Genomic DNA, 16,037 nt, shown 5'->3' on the forward strand with positions numbered 1-16,037 from the left:
GTCAACCAGAAGCCGCCACGCGTTCGAGGAAGACCCGCGCCTATGCCCATGCCAAATCTCGATCGCCGAATGCTTCTCAGGAGCGCCGCCGTTGGCGGCGGGCTGCTTGGCCTGCAGGGACTTCTGCCGGCGTGGGCGCAGACCGGATCGGCGGGGCTAAGAGCGGACTTGCCGGCGCTGAGCGGGCCCAACATCGACCTGACGGTCGGTCACTCGCCTTTCACGGTCGGAGGCCGGACCGGTCATGCCGTGACGATCAACGGGGTGCTTCCGGCGCCCTTGCTGCGCCTGCGCGAGGGACAGAACGTGCGACTCTCCGTGACCAACGGGCTGGATGAGGACACTTCGATCCATTGGCATGGCCTGTTGCTGCCGTTCCAGATGGACGGCGTCCCGGGCATCAGCTTCCCGGGCATCAAGCCGCGGGAAACCTTCGTCTATGAGTTCCCGATCAAGCAGTCGGGCACCTTCTGGTACCACAGCCACTCCAATCTCCAGGAGGCGATGGGCCACTACGGTCCGATCGTCATCGACCCGGCGGGCGCCGATCCCGTCGGCTACGACCGCGAGCATGTGCTGGTCCTGTCGGACTGGAGCTTCATGCACCCGCACGAGATCCTGGAGAAGCTGAAGAAGAGCCCCGGCTATTTCAATCAGCAGCGCACCACCCTGGCCGGCCTCATGGACGGCAGCGACCGCATGAGCCTGGAGGAGCGGCGCATGTGGGGCGAGATGCGGATGGACCCGCGCGACATCCTCGACGTCAACGGCTCGACCTACACCTATCTGATCAACGGCCACGGCCCGCAGGAGAATTGGACCGGCCTGTTCCGGCCGGGCGAGCGGGTGAGGCTGCGCATCATCAACGCCTCGGCCATGTCGATCTTCAACGTCCGCATCCCCGGCTTGCCGATGACCGTTGTGCAGGCCGACGGCGAGAACGTCCGCCCGGTCGAGACCGACGAATTCCAGATCTCGGTCGCCGAAACCTACGACGTCATCGTCCGGCCGACCGAAGATCGCGCCTACACCATCGTGTCCGAAGCGATCGACCGGTCCGGCATGGGCCGCGCGACCTTGGCCCCACGCCTTGGAATGACGGCCGAAGTCCCGCCGCTGCGCGAGGTCCCGAACCTGACCATGCGAGACATGGGCATGGGCGGCATGGACCATGGAAGCATGGCCGGCATGGATCATGGCGCGATGGCCGGCATGGACCACGGCGCCCCAGCCCAAGGCGCGGCGCCAGCGGGCGAGATGGGCGGAATGTCCATGGCCGGAATGAACATGCGCGATCCCGAGAACGCGCCCCCGGACATGGCGGTCGGCGTGGGCGTCGACGCGATCGCCATGGCCCCCGCCAACCGTCTCGGCGAGCGGCCGATCGGCCTGACCGACGTCGATCACCGCGTTCTCGTCTACACCGACCTGGTGTCGCTGCAGCCGAACAAGGACCAGCGCCCGCCGTCGCGGACCATGGAAATCCACCTGACCGGCAATATGGAGCGGTTCATGTGGGGCTTCGACGGCCGCAAGTTCAGCGAACTGGTCGAGCCGATCCGCTTCGAGCGGAATGAGCGGGTGCGCGTGACCCTGGTGAACGACACCATGATGGCCCACCCCATCCACCTGCATGGCCACTTCTTCGAATTGGTGACCGGCGGTCCCCCGGGGCATCAGCCGCTGAAGCACACGGTCAACGTCGCGCCCGGTGGCAAGGTGACGTTCGACCTGACCGCCGACGCGCCTGGCGACTGGGCCTTCCACTGCCACATGCTGATGCACATGCACGCCGGCATGTTCAATGTCGTGACGGTCCGGCCCATGGACGGAGTCGCATCATGAACCGCCTCGCCGTCGCCCTCGCGCCGCTAATTCTCGCCGCCAGCGCCTTTAGCGCCCAGGCGCAGGACCCGCACGCGGGCCATGTCATGCCGGCGACCCCGGCGCCGCGACCCGCGCCTGAACCGGTCGTCCGGTCTCAGACGCCCGCCCCGCCGCCCGCTCAGGACCCGCATGCCGGTCATGTCATGCCGCCCGCGCAAACACCGCCGGCGGTCGACCCTCACGCCGGCCATCAGGTGCCGGCCGAGTCCCCGGTCGTTGGTCCGCATGCGGGTCACGACATGTCGACCATGGCGCCGACGGCGCAGCCCGATCCGCACGCGGGCCACGACATGTCCGCCATGCCCTCCGCCCAGGCCGATCCCCATGCCGGTCATGACATGTCGACCATGAGCATGGGACCGCCGGACGTGCCGACCAGCGCCGACAATCCCGGCCGCCCTCCGGAGGATCCACTCCCGGCCGCCGCCCTGAGCGGTCCCGCGCACGCCGCCGATCTGGTCTTCGGCGCCGAGGCGATGGCCGCCGCCCGTGAGACCCTGGTTCGCGAAAACGGCGACGTCCGCACCACCGCCGTCATCATCGACCGTCTCGAAGCCGGCTTCGGCGATGCCGAAGAGACGTATCTCTGGGACGTTCAGGGCTGGAGCGGCGGAGACATCAATCGTTTCTGGTGGAAGTCCGAGGGCGAAGGCGACATTGGCGGCGAGTTGGAAGAGGCCGAGGTCCAGGCGCTTTACAGCCGCGCGATATCGCCGTTCTGGGATGTGCAGGCCGGCGTGCGCCAGGACTTCCGCGCCGACGGGGAGGACACGACGCACCTCGTCCTCGGCCTCCAAGGCCTTGCGCCCTATTGGTGGGAGATCGACGCCGCCGCCTTCCTGTCGACCGAGGGCGATCTGACTGCCCGCGTCGAGGCCGAATACGACCAGCGCATCACCCAGCGCCTGATCCTCCAGCCGCGCCTCGAAATCGACGCTTCGGCCAGCGACATTCCGGAGCTGGAGATCGGCTCGGGCTTGTCGTCCATCGAGGCGGGCCTGCGCCTGCGCTACGAGTTCCGCAAGGAGTTCGCCCCCTATGTCGGCGTTGAGTGGAGCCGGGCGCTCGGAAACACCGCCGACTACATCGAAGCCCGAGGCGGTGAGGCTGATGACACCCGCTTCGTCGTCGGCCTCAAGGCCTGGTTCTGACCCAAGGAGACCACCCCATGATCCGCATTCTCACCCTCACGGCCGCCCTGGCCTTCGCCGGCGCCGCCGCCGCCGCCGCCCAGGATCCGCACGCCGGGCACAATATGCAGACGCAGGCCGCCGAGCCTCAATCGGCCGTCACCACGGTTCCGGCAAACGGGGCCATGACCCACGGATCGCCAGAACGCTTCAGCGTCACCTTCCCCCATGCGATGGTCCTGAAGACGGTGACCCTGAGCGCCGAGGGGCAGGCCCCGGTGGTCGTGAATGCCCCCGCCGCACCGGCCGCCGCGACCGTCAGCGTGGCCCTTCCCCGGCTTGCCCCGGGAACCTACACCGCCGCCTGGACCGCCGAAGGGCCGGACGGTCACAAGATGTCCGGCTCTGTCAGCTTCATGGTTCACTAGGAGAACGACGATGCGAGTTTCCAACCTGCTGGCCGCCGCCGGCGCGATTCTGGCCCTGAGCGCTGGAGCGGCCCTGGCCGCCGAAGGCTGCGAATGCTGCAAGGACATGGCAGCTGACGCCGCCATGAGCTGCTGCGACAAGATGAAGTCCGACGCTCCGCCGCCCGCCGAACCCGCGCCGCCCGCGCCGGCGCCCTCGGATGCTCCGGCTCCCCAGGGTCACGCCGACCATAACTGACCGCCCGATCTGAACCACTCCGGCAGGCGCTCCGACGGATCGGAGGTCTGTCCGGAGCAGACAGGCGTCAACTCTCGGTCTTCGCCGCGCTGAGCCGCGCCGCGCTCCCTGTGACGCCCACTCCCGCAACCCGGATGAAACGGACGGTTTCGGCCCGCGTCCGCGGTTCGGCGACGAAGCCCGCGTCGGCGAAGGCGAGGTGCTGGGGCATTTGCTCCCTCGCCGGATTCGCGCGCCACCAGTCCTCCAGCGACGCCGCCTTGGGCAAGATGCCGCCGACGATCCGCTCGATGTCCCGAAACGACAGGTCCACCTCGGTGCCCTTCTGACGTCTGAGAAAGGCTGCGAGCGGCGTGTATTTAGCCATCTGGGTGTCTTGCTCCGCTGATGCCGGGGGTCAAGCCCGGCTGGCGCGCTTGCGCTGCCCGATCTAGACTTACCGGCGGCGGGTTCCGGGAACGATAGGCGCCGATCGAGAGCCAGGGGACGTGCAAACGTCGGCGGCGATCGGCGGCGAAACGCCGGGCTTCATCACAGAAGTTCCTGGCCCGCCCCCTTCCCTCATCCCGGGTCGATCAGACCGTGCCGGACCGCTGAGGCGACCGCTTCGATCCGGGTCCGGACCCGGAGTTTGGAACAGACCTTTTCAAGATAGCTGTCCACGGTGCGGGGCGACAGGGACAGTATGATCCCGATGTCGGATGAGCTCTTTCCGCGACAGACCCATTCCAGGCATTCCTGTTCGCGCGGGCTCAGGGTGACAGCGGGCGATCCACGGTCCGGATCTTCGGAGACAGCTTGCATTACTACACCACCGGTTGTCCGACCCCTTCCGTACACGGCAGGTTCGGACGTGAGCAACGTCGATCAATTGCGGGCCGCCCGCAGGTTTCTTGCGGTCCGACGGCGCCGGTTGAACCGTAGAAGGGTCGCGCCTACAGCGGAGCCGTCGGGCGCCGCGAGATAGGCGCACAGCCGGAGCCGGGGTTCGTCGCTGACGGAGGCGGCGCTGCGCGCTGAAGTAACGGGCCTCGTTCGCAGAGGATTCCAACGCCCGACCCCTCTCGCTTGCGTCGGGATTCCGTTTGATTCATGCTTCGATGTCGGCGTTCGCGCCGATAGGGGCCTGGAATCCCCTGTGCGATATCAAATCATCGACGGCTGCCGCTCTGTGCGTCGGCCGGTTGCCGCCATCTGAGCGCGCGCGTCGGCGCGCCTGCCCGGAATCGCGCGGCCACGCCGGGATTCCCGCCCCTCTCGTCGAGAGGTCGGAGATCCGTGGTGACCGATACGAAGCAGCTGGGGGTGGAGGCGCAGGACGGGATCAACCGTCTCTACCGGCGATACGCCGTCTGGCTGGATCGCCGGTTGCGCCCTCACATCGGCGCCGACGCTGCGGCGGATGTCGTCCAGGAGACCTACCTCAGGGCGGCGCCTTACGCCGTGTCGGACATCCGCCATCCAAAAGCGTTCCTGCTGCAGATCGCCCTCAATCTGGTCCGCGATGAAAGCCGAAGAGAGGGCCGACGCCGCCAGAGCCAGGCGCTTCAAAGACCTGCCGAGGCCGAGGCCGCGCCGCAGTTCGACCAAGTCCTTCTCGAACAGGTTATCCGGTCCATGCCGCAACTCTACCGCGACGTCTTCGTCTTGAACCGCTTTGGCGGTATGACTTATCCCGAGATCTCCGTGTCGCTCGAGATCAGCGTGAAAACGGTGGAATGGCGAATGTCCAGGGCGCTTCAGTACTGCGCGTCTCGGCTGGACCTGTAGGCAACGGATGATGATCGAGGCTGAAGCCGACATCAGGCGCAAGGAAGCCGCCGACTGGTTCAGCAAGTTGAACCAGCGCAAGGTCACGACCGCCGACGTGAAGGCGTTCAGCGCGTGGCGGCGAGACCCGGAGAACGCGCGCGCTTTCAGCCGTCTCGAAGCCATGTGGGACGCGGCAGGGACGCTGGCGCAAAGCCCCGGGGTGGCGGGGCTCGCCGACGAGGCCTTGAGTCGGGTCGAAAAGGCGCGCCCGCGCCGTCGGATGCGGGACGCCGGCCGTCTGATCCCGCTCGGCGTCGCGGGCGCCATGGCGCTTGTGATCGGAGCCGGGAGCCTGACCTGGTGGTCCCTGCAGCGGCCGGACGCCTACGCCACGGCCATCGGCGAGCAACGCACCGTGCGGCTGGAAGACGGTTCCCGCATCGTCCTCGACACGGACTCGCGGGTCACCGTTCGCTTCACCGACGCCCGTCGCGTGGTCACGCTCGCAGCAGGACGCGCCATGTTTGAGGTCGAGGTCGAGGGCGACGCCGCGCGGCCTTTCTTCGTCCAGGCGGGCGACACGGAGGTCACCGCCGTCGGCACGCGCTTTGACGTTCGGCGATCTGGCTCCGGGGCGCGTGTCGTCCTGGTCGAAGGGCGCGTCGACGTTCACAAGCCGTCCTCGAGGACGGCCCAATGGACCCTGGAGCCCGGCCAGCAGGTCACCACCTCGGGTCCAACGCCCCGGGTCGTCGCGGTCAATGTCCCGGCCGAAACCAGTTGGACAGTCGGCCGGCTGACCTTTGAGAACACGCCGATCGCTGCGGCCGTGACGGAGGTGAACCGCTACACCTCCAAACCGATCGAGCTTCGCGACGAACGCATCTCGTCGATCCGGGTCAGCGGCGTTTTCAACGCCGGGGACATCGACGGCTTCGTCGCCGCCCTGCGCGACCTCTATCACCTTGAAGCCGCCACGGCGGCCGACGGCCATCTGATCCTTTCGGGGCCGGCATGAAAATAATCTGCGTCCGGACTTAGGGGACGCCCCGCGACCCAACGTCTCCTCCCCGCCCCGCAAAGCCGCGGGTAGAAAAGAGGGGGAGATCATGGGTCACAGGTTCACTTCAACCGCGCTCGCTGCGCTCATGCTGGGTGTCGCGACGCCGGTCATCGCGCAATCGACCGAGGCCGTCCGGACGTTCAGCATCGGCGCCGGGCCGCTTGAGCGCAGCCTGCCGGTGTTCGCCCAGCAGAGCGGCCTGCAGATCCTCTATCCCAGCGCGCTGGTAGCCGGCCGACAGGCTCGCGCTCTCACCGGCGAATACACTCCTGAGGCCGCGCTCGCGGAGCTCCTGCGCGGGACGGGCCTGGCCTATCGCCAGAGCCGCCCGACGGTCTTCGTACTCGTTGATCCCTCAGCCCGCGCCGAGGCCGAACCGCAGGCCACCCAGCTTGAAGAAATCGTGGTCACGGGGACCTATCTGCGGGGCGCGGACAGTCCGTCGCCGGTCACCGTCATTACCCAGGACGACATCGCCCGGCAAGGCCGCGCGACGGTCGCCGAGACCCTCGCCGCCTTGCCGCAGAACTTCACCGGGGCGGCCTATGAGGGGTCTGCCGGGACAGGCGCAGACCGCACGAGCCGAAACTCGGCTTATGCGACCGGGGTGAACCTGCGGGGTCTGGGCGCGGATGCAACCCTCGTCCTGGTCAACGGCCGGCGGATCGCGGGCACGGGCAGCGCCGGCGACTTCTCGGACATCTCCAATCTTCCCAGCAGCGCCATTGCCCGAGCGGATGTGCTGCTCGACGGCGCGTCGGCCCTCTACGGCGCAGACGCGGTCGGCGGTGTAGTCAACATCATCCTGAAGTCACGGTTCGACGGCGCCGAAACCCGGCTACGTGTTGGCGGCACCAGCGACGGCGGGGCCGAGGAGACTCTCCTGTCTCACAGCGGCGGTTTCAACTGGTCCAACGGCGGCCTCCTCGCCGCTTACGAATTCCACGACCGCGGCGAGTTGCGCGCCGCCGACCGTCGCGCAACCGCGAATGCGGACCTGCGCCCGCTGGGCGGCTCGGACTGGCGCTTCACCTACGCGGCCCCGGGCAACCTCATGGCGTTCGATCCGGTCAGCGGATCCTATGAACCGGTCTACGCCATCCCACGCAATCAGAACGGCGTGGGCCTCACGCCTGGAGACTTTCGCCCGGGCGAAGTCAATCTGACCAATCAGATGGAGGGCCTGTGGAGCCTGCCGCACCAGCGCCGGCACAGCCTTTTCGTGGCGGGCCGGCAGGACCTTCCGGGCGGTTTCAGTCTGGACGGCGACCTTCGCTACACCGACCGGACCTACATCCAGGAGTCGGTGGCCGACATCGGCATCCTGTTCGTGACGCCGGACAATCCCTTCTTCGTGCCGGTGGCGGGCGAGCCCTATCAGGAGATCGCCTATTCCTTCATCAACGACCTGGGGCCGGGCCGTGACGAAGGCTTCTCCCGCAGCGTCGGCGGCGCCGTCGGGGTCACGGGTGAACTCGCCGGATGGAACCTCGCGGCCTATCTGAGCGGAGGTCGGGAGACTACCGGGCTTATGGCCTCGAACCGGGTCCAGACGACCCGGCTCGACGAAGCCCTCGGCTCTACGCCGAACAATCCGGGAACCACCTTCAACCCGGCCGTCGACGGCTACTTCAATCCCTATGGCGCTCCCGCCGCCCATAGCCCGGCCCTGTTGGCCTTCATCGGGTCCGGCTACCTTCGGTCCGAGAACATCAGCACGGTCGGCTCCTTCAACCTCAAGGCCGACGGCGTCCTCTTCGCCCTGCCAGGCGGGGACCTGCGCATGGCCGTCGGTGTCGACTATCGCCAGGAGCGCTTCGAAACCTCCGGCGAGAATTTCATCTCCGGCGCAGCGCCGCGCATCGCCGCCCCGACGGCGTTCGAGCGCGACGTCTCGGCCGCCTTCGTCGAACTGCGCGCGCCGCTCGTGGGGCCCGACAACGCCCGGCCCGGCCTCGAACGGTTGGAGCTGTCCCTTGCCGGTCGTGTCGAGGACCATGAGGGGATCGGCCAGACCAGCAATCCCAAGTTCGGCGTCCTCTACAACCCGACCCCCGACCTGCTCCTGCGCGCCAGCTACGGCACCTCGTTCCGCGCCCCTTCGCTGAGGGAGTTGAACAGCGCCTACCGGCTCGGCCCGGTGTTCCTGGACCGCGCCGGCGCCAATGTGATCAGCATCGTCCAGTACGGGGGCAACCCGAATCTCATCCCGGAGACCGCGGAATCTTGGACGGCGGGCTTCGTCTGGACGCCCGCCGCCGCCGAAGGTCTCCGGATCGAGGGCGGCTGGTTCCGGACGACCTTCGAGGACCGGATCGCGACCCCGGTCGCGGAGAACCTGATCAATGCGCTCAATGATCCGACCCTGGCCCCTTTCATCCGCTATGTGAGCCCCGGCTCAAACGCGGACGACCGGGCCTATGTCCAGTCCCTGCTCAGCCACCCGGGCAACTTCAATCCGAACGTCTTCCCGGCGACCGCCTACGGCGCCGTCATCGACAACCGCTACGTCAACGCCTCGGCGGTAGAGGTCGAGGGGCTCGACCTTTCGACGCGCTATCGCTTCACCCTGGGGTCGGACGACATCTCGCTCGACGCGACCGTGACCCATCTGCTGACCAACGACCGGGCGGTCACGGCGACCTCTCCCACCGAGGACATGCTCGGCGCCCCGAACTTTCCCGCGCGGTGGCGGGGCCGCTTCGGCGCGCAGTGGCTGCGCGGCCCGCTCACACTAGGCGGCGCCCTCAATCACGTCAGCGGAGGACGCGATCGGGTCAACGGACGCGGAATCGACGACTGGATCACTCTGGACGGTCAGATCCGCTACGACCTTCAGAGCGGATGGGGAGAAGGTCTTTCGCTCACCCTCAATGTGCTCAATCTGACCAATGAGGAGCCGCCCTTCTACGATGCGCCGGCGGGGATCGGTTACGACGCCGCCAACACCAATGTGCTGGGCCGGCAGATTTCCCTTCAGCTCGTCAAGCGCTGGTGATCGTCCATGCGCATGGTCGCTCTCGCCCTCGCGGGCCTGCTCGCGACGGCGTGCCCGGCGTTGGCGAGGCAAGAGCCGCTCACGGTGGATGTCATTCTGGGACTCGAAAGCTTCGGACGGGTCGCGATCGATCCGTCCGGCGCGGTCGCCGTCTTCGAGGAGCGGCGCGCCCGAGGCGATCTCCCCCGCCATGATCTGGAGGCCGAAGGCGCCAACCGGTACGCCCGGCTGTACCGCATCGACCTCGACGCCCCCGACCATCCGCGACCGCTCCTGACGATGGACGAAGACGCCGGCTATTCCGTCGGCGCCTTCTCGCCCAGCGGTCGGCGTCTGGCCGTGTTTCGGCTCCGGAACGACGAATGGCGGCTGGGAATCGTCGAGATCGCCGCGGGGGAGGTGGTGTGGACCGATGTGGCGCCGGAGCTTGGCCTATGGGGCCGGTCCCTGGAATGGCTCACGGACGACACCCTCGTCGTGCTTGGCATGCCGGACGGGGCGCTTCCTCCAAGACTGGCGGGCCCCCGCGCCGAACAGGCACGCCTGCTGGCGCTGAGGGCGGCGGCGACGGCCGGGTCGCCGGCTGCGATCACGGTGGGCGAAGACGGCCCGCCGGAAGCCTTGCCGCCGCGACGTCTCTGGCGGATCGACGCCGTCACCGGAGAGGCCGCGGCGATCGCCGACGGTCCCTTCCTCGACCTCGAGGTCTCTCCGGACGGACGATACGCCGCGCTTCTGCTGGACGGCCCCCTCCTGCCGCCGCCCTCCGCCGATACCGCGAGCGAGGTGCGCCGCGCCCGGGGGCTGGAGCTCGTCGAGCTGACCACCGGGGCCGCCGTCCGGCCGCCCGAAGCCGGCAACATCTCTACGAGCCTGCTCGCCTGGTCGCCAGCCTCCGACGCGCTTCTCGTGGCCACGATCGGCGACAAGCCGGCCCGGCTCCTGACCGTCGCTCCGGACGGCGCGGCGCGGGACGTGACCCCGGCCGGAGCGCACCCGACCACGCCGATCGACTTCCAGGGCATGGCGACGGCCGAGGGCGGCTGGCTGGGCGAGACCCCGATCTTCAAGGGCCGCTCCGGATCCCGCGAGGGCTGGTTCGTCGCCGGCGCCGACGCCCTGCCGCTCTTGGGCCTGTCTCCGGACGCCGGGCTCGTCGCCGAGGGTCGGTCCTCGGTTCTGTTTACCAGCGGCGGGCGCGTCGTGCGCCTTGGTGCAGACGGCGAGCTCCCCGATCTCGGGGCCGTCGCGTCGGCGGTGAACCCCCGCGGTCCTTTCGGATTACGGGCGCAGAGCGGTCCGCTGAAGGCGGCCTTCGCCGTGGCCGAGCGTCCCGATGGGCGACTGTGCCAAGTCTGGGCCGATCCCGGAGCCGAGTCTCGATGCGTCGCAGCGACGCCAGGGGCCGCGATCAGCTGGAGCCGGGAGATCGGCCTCGACCGGAGCGGGCCGGAGGCGGAATCCAATACGCTTCGCCTACAGAGTGGTCCTCGCCGGGAGGTGGTCTGGCGGCTGAACCCCGAACTCGACCGGATCGCGGTCGCGGCGCCCCGGCGGGTCACCGGCGTCGGCGGCGCGGGCGGCTGGCTCTATCCGCCGTCAAACCCGACAGCGGCGCCGCCCGTGATCGTGGTGCCCTATCAGGGCGAGGCCTACCCCGCCCCGCCGTGGTGGATGCGGCGGGAGTCCACCAGCCTGTCGCTGGCGCCGCAGCTGATGGTCACGGCGGGCTACGCCATCCTCATCCCGGACCTTCCCGCGACCCCGGAACCGGCTGACGGCCTCGCCCAACGCATCCTGTCGGTCGTCGACGCCGCGGCGGCGGAAGGGTTGGTCGATGCAGACCGGATCGGCTTGTGGGGCTGGAGCTTCGGCGCCTGGTCCGCCGTGATGAGCGCGGCCCAGTCTCCCCGCTTCGACGCCGTGGTGGCGTTGAACGGGCCGATGAATTTCTCGACGGTCATCGGGGACGTCGGTTCGACCCTGCGGCTGGAGGGCGGGCATGCGCTCGCCGCGACAGCTGGGGCCCGCTGGCTGGAGTCCGGCCAGGCCGAGATGCGCGACGCCTACTGGCGTGCGCCCGACCGGTATCGGCGCAACAGTCCGTTCGAGCAGGCGGACCGCATCACCGCGCCGACGCTTCTGGTGGTGGGAGAATACGACCTTATGCTGAGCCAGTCGGAGCAGCTCTACGGGGCGCTGCACCGTCTGAACCGCCCGGTGGCCCTGACTCTCCTCATCGGCGAGGACCACGGCGTTCAGAGCCCGGGCAACATCCGGCTCTACTACGACCAGGTGCGCGACTGGTTCGGCCGGCATCTCATGGGACCCGGCGGTCCAGCCGCTCCCGCCAGCGGCGCACCCAGGCCTCCGTCAGCGCCAGACTGAGCAGGTGGGAATGACCACCGCGCCACAGCAGGGCGTCCCGGGTGAGGCGGTCCTCCAGTCCGGGATCGATCAACCCCGCCTCCGCCAGTGCGCCGCCGAGCAGATAGTCGCGCAGGAAGTCCAGGTGCGCGGCGACGGCGCCGCCGTAATAGGCGCCCAGTTCGCCCTTGGAGCGGCGATCCAGGATCGAGGGCGGCAAGACATCCGCGAAGGCGGCGCGCGCGGCGGCGCGGTCACGCCCGCCCCAGGTCAGATCGACCGCCGACAGGGCCAACCCCGCCTCCACCACCGGCTGGCTGAGCAGCGGATTGACGCAGGGGCCCAGACGGCTGCGCACCGCCGGCCCCTGAAACGTCTGGCAGAAGGCCAAGGCGGACATCTGCAAGGCTTTGGCAGGCGGGACGCCGCGCAGATCGTCGAGCCAGGGGTGGTCCCAGCCGGCGCGATGGCAGACCTCCTCGCGCCAGTCCCGGGCGAGCGCCGTGGGCCACAGGGGGCGCCGCAGCCAGCGCGAGAGGCGATGCAGGACCACCAACCGCGCGCGACCGCGCCGCTCCCAGATCTCGTCCAGCCCGATCAGCAGGCTGGGCATCTGAAAGAAGACCGCGTCGCCGCCCTGCCCCGTCAGCGAGCCCCAGCCGCCCGTCGCCTCGATCCGGTCGGCGATGTCGTCGTTGTAGTCGGGATCGATGTCGTTGGCCGCTGGCCGGAAGGTCTCGGCGCACGCGGCCAGGCGGGCGGCGTCGAGCCTGAGGCCGTCGCGACGGACTTCCGTCAGCGTAAAGCCATGCCGTCCCGCGACCGCCCGGGCGTAATCCCGTTCGTCACCCTCCGGCTGGTCGACGTAGTGGTTGACCCAGGCGGCGACGCTTCGGCGCTGATCTGTGGTCAGGACGCCCGCCACGATGGCGGAGTCCAGTCCGCCGCTGACCTCGGCGATCCAGCGCCTGTCGCCCGCCAGCGCCCGCACCGACCGTTCCACCGCCCCTCGGAGATCGGTCGCCGGACGCGAGGCCCGGTCCCGATACACCTCCGCGGGCCGCCAGATCTGCCGCCCCTGGTTGACGCCCTCCCCGGTCACCCGCAGCTCGCCGCCGGCGACGGCCTGTAGTCCGGTCAGGGCCAGTCGATGCCGGTGTTCGCCGGGGCGGCCCACCAGGGCGGCGACCGCGTTCCAATCCAGCCCGATCCCCTCGGGCAGCCAGGGATCGATGACCGCCGCCGCGCTCGTGGAGATCAGCGTCACGCCGGCCTTGCGCCAGACGACGCAGTCCAGGGCACCAGACGGGTCGCGGAGCACGGCGACGTCGCCCTCGACCCGCCGAACCAGCAGGTAGCGCCCCCAGTGGTCCGAACAGACCATGCGGGCCTGCGCCGCGTCCAGCCGTCGGCATCCCAGGGCGCCGCGCGCCCGCAGCGACAGCGCCTGGCCCTCGCGGTCGTAGATCTCGCCGATGACCACGCCGTGCCCATCGAGTCCCCGGGCGACCTCGAGCCGTCCGCCGGTCGGGGCGAACACCTGGATGAAGGGATCGTGCGATTTGCGCGACCAGCCGGCCCGGCTCAGGCGCTGTCGAACGGGCGCGACCAAGGCGTCGACCGCGGCCGGATTGTCGCCGACGAGAATGATCGCGCAATCCGCCCCCACCTCAGATCACCAGGATCGGTCGATAGACGGTCAGGGTTTCCGGGGCCTCGCTGATGCACCGGTCGCCGCTCTGGAGCCAGCAATGAGCGAGAAACGGGAAGGTGCGGACCCCGAAGACCCAGTCCGCGTCCAAATCCGCGGCATTGACGAAGCGCAGGAGCAGTTCCGCCTGGAGCAGGCAGGCGCCGGTCCAGGGCGCCAGCGGCAGCAACTGGCGGAACACCTCGACCCGCGCGGCGAGCGCTTCGGGATCAGACCGACGACCGCGACGCCGGGCGTATCGCCGGCTGAGGTCCAGAAGTGTCGGCCGACGCCGCACCGCTTCGACCCAGATGACGCCGAAGGTAACGAGGTCCCGCAGCGTCGGCCGGATCGGCGGCGCAGGCGGAAGGCGCGCCGACGGCAGGGCCGGCGGCGGGGTGCGATCGTCCCGCGCTGACGTGGGATGCAGCAACTCCTCGGCGGCCAGGCGAAGAAGATCGTTCATCGATCCCAAAGCCCGCCGTCCCTCAATCCGAAGATCGCCGCACTCCGGCAGGCAGAGATAGTCGTCTGCGGCGAGATCGAGCAGGATCAGATCGTCGCCGACGCGGACTGCGTGAACGCCCTCTGCGAGCCAGCCGCAGTGACCGTCCTCGGCGGGAAGCGCTTCGGCCATTCCCAGACCTCTCTCTGTTACAGCTGAACTTGGCTGGTCCGCCCTGCGGCAGGACCCGGCGGGGCCGTCCGAAACGGACGGCCCCCTGGGCTCATTCCGGCGGCATGGTCCAGTGGCGGGCCGGGTTCAGTTCGGTGAACGGCCCCATCAGGATCGCCCGGGTCAGCCGACGGGCGGCTCCCAGACGCAGGACGCGCGTCTCGTTCTGGATCTTCATGGATCCCTCTCCTGTGTCAGGATTGCCTCTGGTCGAGGCGTCCGGGGCGAGGCCGGGCCCGGACGTCCGGGCCGCCGAAGCGGCCCGTCCGGTCATTCGCTGGGCGGAATGGTGTACTTCAGCACCGGATTCAGCTCGTCGAATTCGCCGCGCGAGACCGCGCGGGTCAGGGTGCGGGCGGACCCGAGGCGCACGAGGCGCGAGGTGCTCTTGGTCATGGTCGTCTCCTGTTTTGAAGGCCGACAAAACGTCGACGACGAACCATCAGCGCCGGAAAGCAAATCGATTCAAACTATATTTCGCGTATACTTCGATTGATCTGGATCGATCCGCCGAACACGGGATGCGAGACCCGTCGCGGCGATCCGCCAGCGCGCATAGTAGGCCTCGACCTTGCTCGCCGGCGCGGGACCGTCGGCTGCTTCGGTCGGGCCGTTCAGCCGTCGGAGCGGCGCCAGGCGACGGCGCACGCGAACGAGGCTCTCGATCAGGGGTTGGTTGTCGCAGGCGTCAACCAGGTCGTCGATCCACGCCTCGACGGACGCGTCCGTAGCGTCGCAGGGCTGGGCGACCCGGGTGTAGAGCGCCGCAAGACCGACATGGGCGGCCTCCAGATCGAGCAAGCCCAGAACATCCTCAAGCGGGGCCGCGCGGGTGAAATAACCCAAACCGCGGCGATCCTCGACGAGACCCTCGCCGCACAGGCGGGACAGGGCTTCGCGCACCGGGCTGGTGCTTAGGCCGAGCGAGGCGGCGATATCCACCACGGACAGATGCTGTCCGGGGGCCAGGGCGTCCTCCAGCGCGGCGCGCAGACTGCCGAGCGCCAAGCCGAAGGGATCGCGCTGCCTCATGACCGCCCCCGGGCCGCTCCGGGACGCAGATCGACGACCGGCAGGCTTCGGGGCGATCGGGTCATGCGGCGCTCCTATACTGATGTCCGCAAGAAAATTGCGTCGTATCCGCAGCTTTTATGCTGTTGATCTTTCTAGGCTTTCATTTGACGCATCGCTGAGGCATTTTTCAACCTGTAGGGGTGCATTCGCTTCGTAGTCGCGTGGCGCCGGAGGCGAGGGAGTAACAGGAGACATGGACGCCCGGCACACCCAGACGGCGAACGCGGTGCTCTCCTCCAGCCTGCGCCTGATCCGGTCTCATCGGCGGATGCGGGCCGCGGACGTCGCCCAAGGCATGAATATGGCGCTGCGGTCCTATGAGCATTTCGAGTCCGGCGCCGGTCGCATCAACATCGAGCGCATTCACCGCTTCGCGGAGGTCACCGACAGCGATCCGCACGGGATTCTCGCTGCTCTTGCTCTGGGGTCGCCCGCCTTCGCCTTGCGGTGCGCCGACAACAAATTGGCGACCATCCTCGCCGTGGCGCTGCAGGAGTTCGACGAAGAAGCCGGGGACGCCATCGGCGATCTGGACGCTCGCACCATTATCAACGCCTTCACCAAGAGCCTGAAGGACCTCGCCGATCAGTCCGTCCGACGCGACGCCGAGGCCGAGGCCTGGCTCGAACAGCGCCGGGGACGGTTGATAGCCCCCGCCCGGGAGGATGGGACCGGCGACGGCGCGTAACGCCCCCTCGCCACGGTCGTAGACTTGCGGTCCGAAACTCCCGGAC

16 protein-coding genes are annotated in these 16,037 nt (G+C 68.8%); 9 read left to right on the forward strand and 7 right to left on the reverse strand.

What is annotated here, in order from left to right; translation table 11 throughout:
* Positions 1-42: 42 nt before the first annotated feature.
* From E7T10_RS11915 to E7T10_RS11930, 4 genes are read left to right on the forward strand one after another with little or no spacing between them, the layout of a single operon-like run.
* Positions 43-1,845 (forward strand): copper resistance system multicopper oxidase, encoded by a 1,803-nt coding sequence (locus tag E7T10_RS11915; RefSeq protein ID WP_137721954.1) that lies wholly within the window; start codon positions 43-45, stop codon positions 1,843-1,845.
* Positions 1,842-3,038, forward strand: a complete 1,197-nt coding sequence (locus tag E7T10_RS11920; protein ID WP_137721955.1) for a copper resistance protein B — start codon at positions 1,842-1,844, stop codon at positions 3,036-3,038. Before E7T10_RS11915 ends, E7T10_RS11920 begins: the two co-directional genes overlap by 4 nt.
* A 17-nt stretch (positions 3,039-3,055) precedes the next feature.
* A complete protein-coding gene (locus tag E7T10_RS11925; protein WP_137721956.1) occupies positions 3,056-3,445 on the forward strand; it encodes a copper resistance CopC family protein in 390 nt (129 codons plus the stop codon).
* Positions 3,446-3,455: 10 nt separating this feature from the next.
* The gene (locus E7T10_RS11930) at positions 3,456-3,683 is read left to right on the forward strand and encodes a hypothetical protein (protein WP_017505554.1); all 228 of its coding nucleotides are present in this window, start codon (positions 3,456-3,458) and stop codon (positions 3,681-3,683) included.
* Between the two features lie 67 nt (positions 3,684-3,750).
* On the opposite strand, the gene E7T10_RS11935 is transcribed toward E7T10_RS11930, so the two are convergent.
* Together E7T10_RS11935 and E7T10_RS11940 are read right to left on the reverse strand one after the other, a co-directional pair.
* Positions 3,751-4,050: a toxin-antitoxin system, antitoxin component gene (locus E7T10_RS11935; protein WP_137721957.1), complete on the reverse strand. Its 300-nt coding sequence runs from the start codon at positions 4,048-4,050 to the stop codon at positions 3,751-3,753.
* A 194-nt stretch (positions 4,051-4,244) separates the two neighbouring features.
* On the reverse strand, positions 4,245-4,487 hold the full coding sequence (locus E7T10_RS11940; protein ID WP_137721958.1) for a response regulator transcription factor: 243 nt from the start codon (positions 4,485-4,487) through the stop codon (positions 4,245-4,247).
* Between the two features lie 477 nt (positions 4,488-4,964).
* On the opposite strand from E7T10_RS11940, the gene E7T10_RS11945 reads away from it, so the two are divergent.
* From E7T10_RS11945 to E7T10_RS11960, 4 genes are all read left to right on the forward strand, one after another.
* A complete protein-coding gene (locus E7T10_RS11945; protein ID WP_066625047.1) occupies positions 4,965-5,453 on the forward strand; it encodes an RNA polymerase sigma factor in 489 nt (162 codons plus the stop codon).
* Positions 5,454-5,463: 10 nt separating this feature from the next.
* The gene (locus E7T10_RS11950; RefSeq protein ID WP_246846002.1) at positions 5,464-6,453 is read left to right on the forward strand and encodes a FecR domain-containing protein; all 990 of its coding nucleotides are present in this window, start codon (positions 5,464-5,466) and stop codon (positions 6,451-6,453) included.
* A gap of 91 nt (positions 6,454-6,544) precedes the next feature.
* On the forward strand, positions 6,545-9,496 hold the full coding sequence (locus tag E7T10_RS11955; RefSeq protein WP_137721960.1) for a TonB-dependent receptor: 2,952 nt from the start codon (positions 6,545-6,547) through the stop codon (positions 9,494-9,496).
* A 6-nt stretch (positions 9,497-9,502) separates the two neighbouring features.
* A complete protein-coding gene (locus E7T10_RS11960) occupies positions 9,503-11,884 on the forward strand; it encodes a prolyl oligopeptidase family serine peptidase (protein WP_137721961.1) in 2,382 nt (793 codons plus the stop codon).
* Here E7T10_RS11960 and E7T10_RS11965 read toward each other — a convergent pair.
* The 5 genes from E7T10_RS11965 to E7T10_RS11975 form a co-directional block, all read right to left on the reverse strand.
* Positions 11,817-13,532, reverse strand: coding sequence for an asparagine synthase-related protein (locus tag E7T10_RS11965; protein ID WP_137721962.1), 1,716 nt, complete (start codon positions 13,530-13,532; stop codon positions 11,817-11,819). The genes E7T10_RS11960 and E7T10_RS11965 overlap by 68 nt on opposite strands.
* Before the next feature lies 1 nt (position 13,533).
* Complete coding sequence (locus E7T10_RS11970; RefSeq protein WP_137721963.1) at positions 13,534-14,190, reverse strand: lasso peptide biosynthesis B2 protein; 657 nt, start codon at positions 14,188-14,190, stop codon at positions 13,534-13,536.
* A 91-nt stretch (positions 14,191-14,281) separates the two neighbouring features.
* The gene (locus E7T10_RS16040) at positions 14,282-14,407 is read right to left on the reverse strand and encodes a hypothetical protein (protein ID WP_256371839.1); all 126 of its coding nucleotides are present in this window, start codon (positions 14,405-14,407) and stop codon (positions 14,282-14,284) included.
* A gap of 92 nt (positions 14,408-14,499) precedes the next feature.
* Positions 14,500-14,625, reverse strand: a complete 126-nt coding sequence (locus tag E7T10_RS16045; RefSeq protein WP_256371840.1) for a hypothetical protein — start codon at positions 14,623-14,625, stop codon at positions 14,500-14,502.
* 69 nt (positions 14,626-14,694) lie between these two features.
* The gene (locus E7T10_RS11975; RefSeq protein ID WP_137721964.1) at positions 14,695-15,261 is read right to left on the reverse strand and encodes a GntR family transcriptional regulator; all 567 of its coding nucleotides are present in this window, start codon (positions 15,259-15,261) and stop codon (positions 14,695-14,697) included.
* Positions 15,262-15,496: 235 nt separating this feature from the next.
* Between E7T10_RS11975 and E7T10_RS11980 the strand changes: the two genes are divergently transcribed.
* The gene (locus tag E7T10_RS11980; RefSeq protein ID WP_210416089.1) at positions 15,497-15,991 is read left to right on the forward strand and encodes a helix-turn-helix transcriptional regulator; all 495 of its coding nucleotides are present in this window, start codon (positions 15,497-15,499) and stop codon (positions 15,989-15,991) included.
* The last annotated feature ends 46 nt before the right edge of the window (positions 15,992-16,037 follow it).

It is taken from the genome of Brevundimonas sp. SGAir0440 (assembly GCF_005484585.1).
GTDB lineage: Bacteria > Pseudomonadota > Alphaproteobacteria > Caulobacterales > Caulobacteraceae > Brevundimonas.

Coding starts and splice junctions, on each gene's coding strand:
- E7T10_RS11950 (WP_246846002.1), top strand. CDS start 5,464: ATGATCGAGGCTGAAGCCGACATCAGGCGCAAGGAAGCCGCCGACTGG.
- E7T10_RS11915 (WP_137721954.1), top strand. CDS start 43: ATGCCCATGCCAAATCTCGATCGCCGAATGCTTCTCAGGAGCGCCGCC.
- E7T10_RS16040 (WP_256371839.1), bottom strand. CDS start 14,407: ATGAAGATCCAGAACGAGACGCGCGTCCTGCGTCTGGGAGCCGCCCGT.
- E7T10_RS11975 (WP_137721964.1), bottom strand. CDS start 15,261: ATGAGGCAGCGCGATCCCTTCGGCTTGGCGCTCGGCAGTCTGCGCGCC.
- E7T10_RS11925 (WP_137721956.1), top strand. CDS start 3,056: ATGATCCGCATTCTCACCCTCACGGCCGCCCTGGCCTTCGCCGGCGCC.
- E7T10_RS11930 (WP_017505554.1), top strand. CDS start 3,456: ATGCGAGTTTCCAACCTGCTGGCCGCCGCCGGCGCGATTCTGGCCCTG.
- E7T10_RS11920 (WP_137721955.1), top strand. CDS start 1,842: ATGAACCGCCTCGCCGTCGCCCTCGCGCCGCTAATTCTCGCCGCCAGC.
- E7T10_RS11960 (WP_137721961.1), top strand. CDS start 9,503: ATGCGCATGGTCGCTCTCGCCCTCGCGGGCCTGCTCGCGACGGCGTGC.
- E7T10_RS11955 (WP_137721960.1), top strand. CDS start 6,545: ATGGGTCACAGGTTCACTTCAACCGCGCTCGCTGCGCTCATGCTGGGT.
- E7T10_RS16045 (WP_256371840.1), bottom strand. CDS start 14,625: ATGACCAAGAGCACCTCGCGCCTCGTGCGCCTCGGGTCCGCCCGCACC.
- E7T10_RS11935 (WP_137721957.1), bottom strand. CDS start 4,050: ATGGCTAAATACACGCCGCTCGCAGCCTTTCTCAGACGTCAGAAGGGC.
- E7T10_RS11980 (WP_210416089.1), top strand. CDS start 15,497: ATGGACGCCCGGCACACCCAGACGGCGAACGCGGTGCTCTCCTCCAGC.
- E7T10_RS11940 (WP_137721958.1), bottom strand. CDS start 4,487: ATGCAAGCTGTCTCCGAAGATCCGGACCGTGGATCGCCCGCTGTCACC.
- E7T10_RS11970 (WP_137721963.1), bottom strand. CDS start 14,190: ATGGCCGAAGCGCTTCCCGCCGAGGACGGTCACTGCGGCTGGCTCGCA.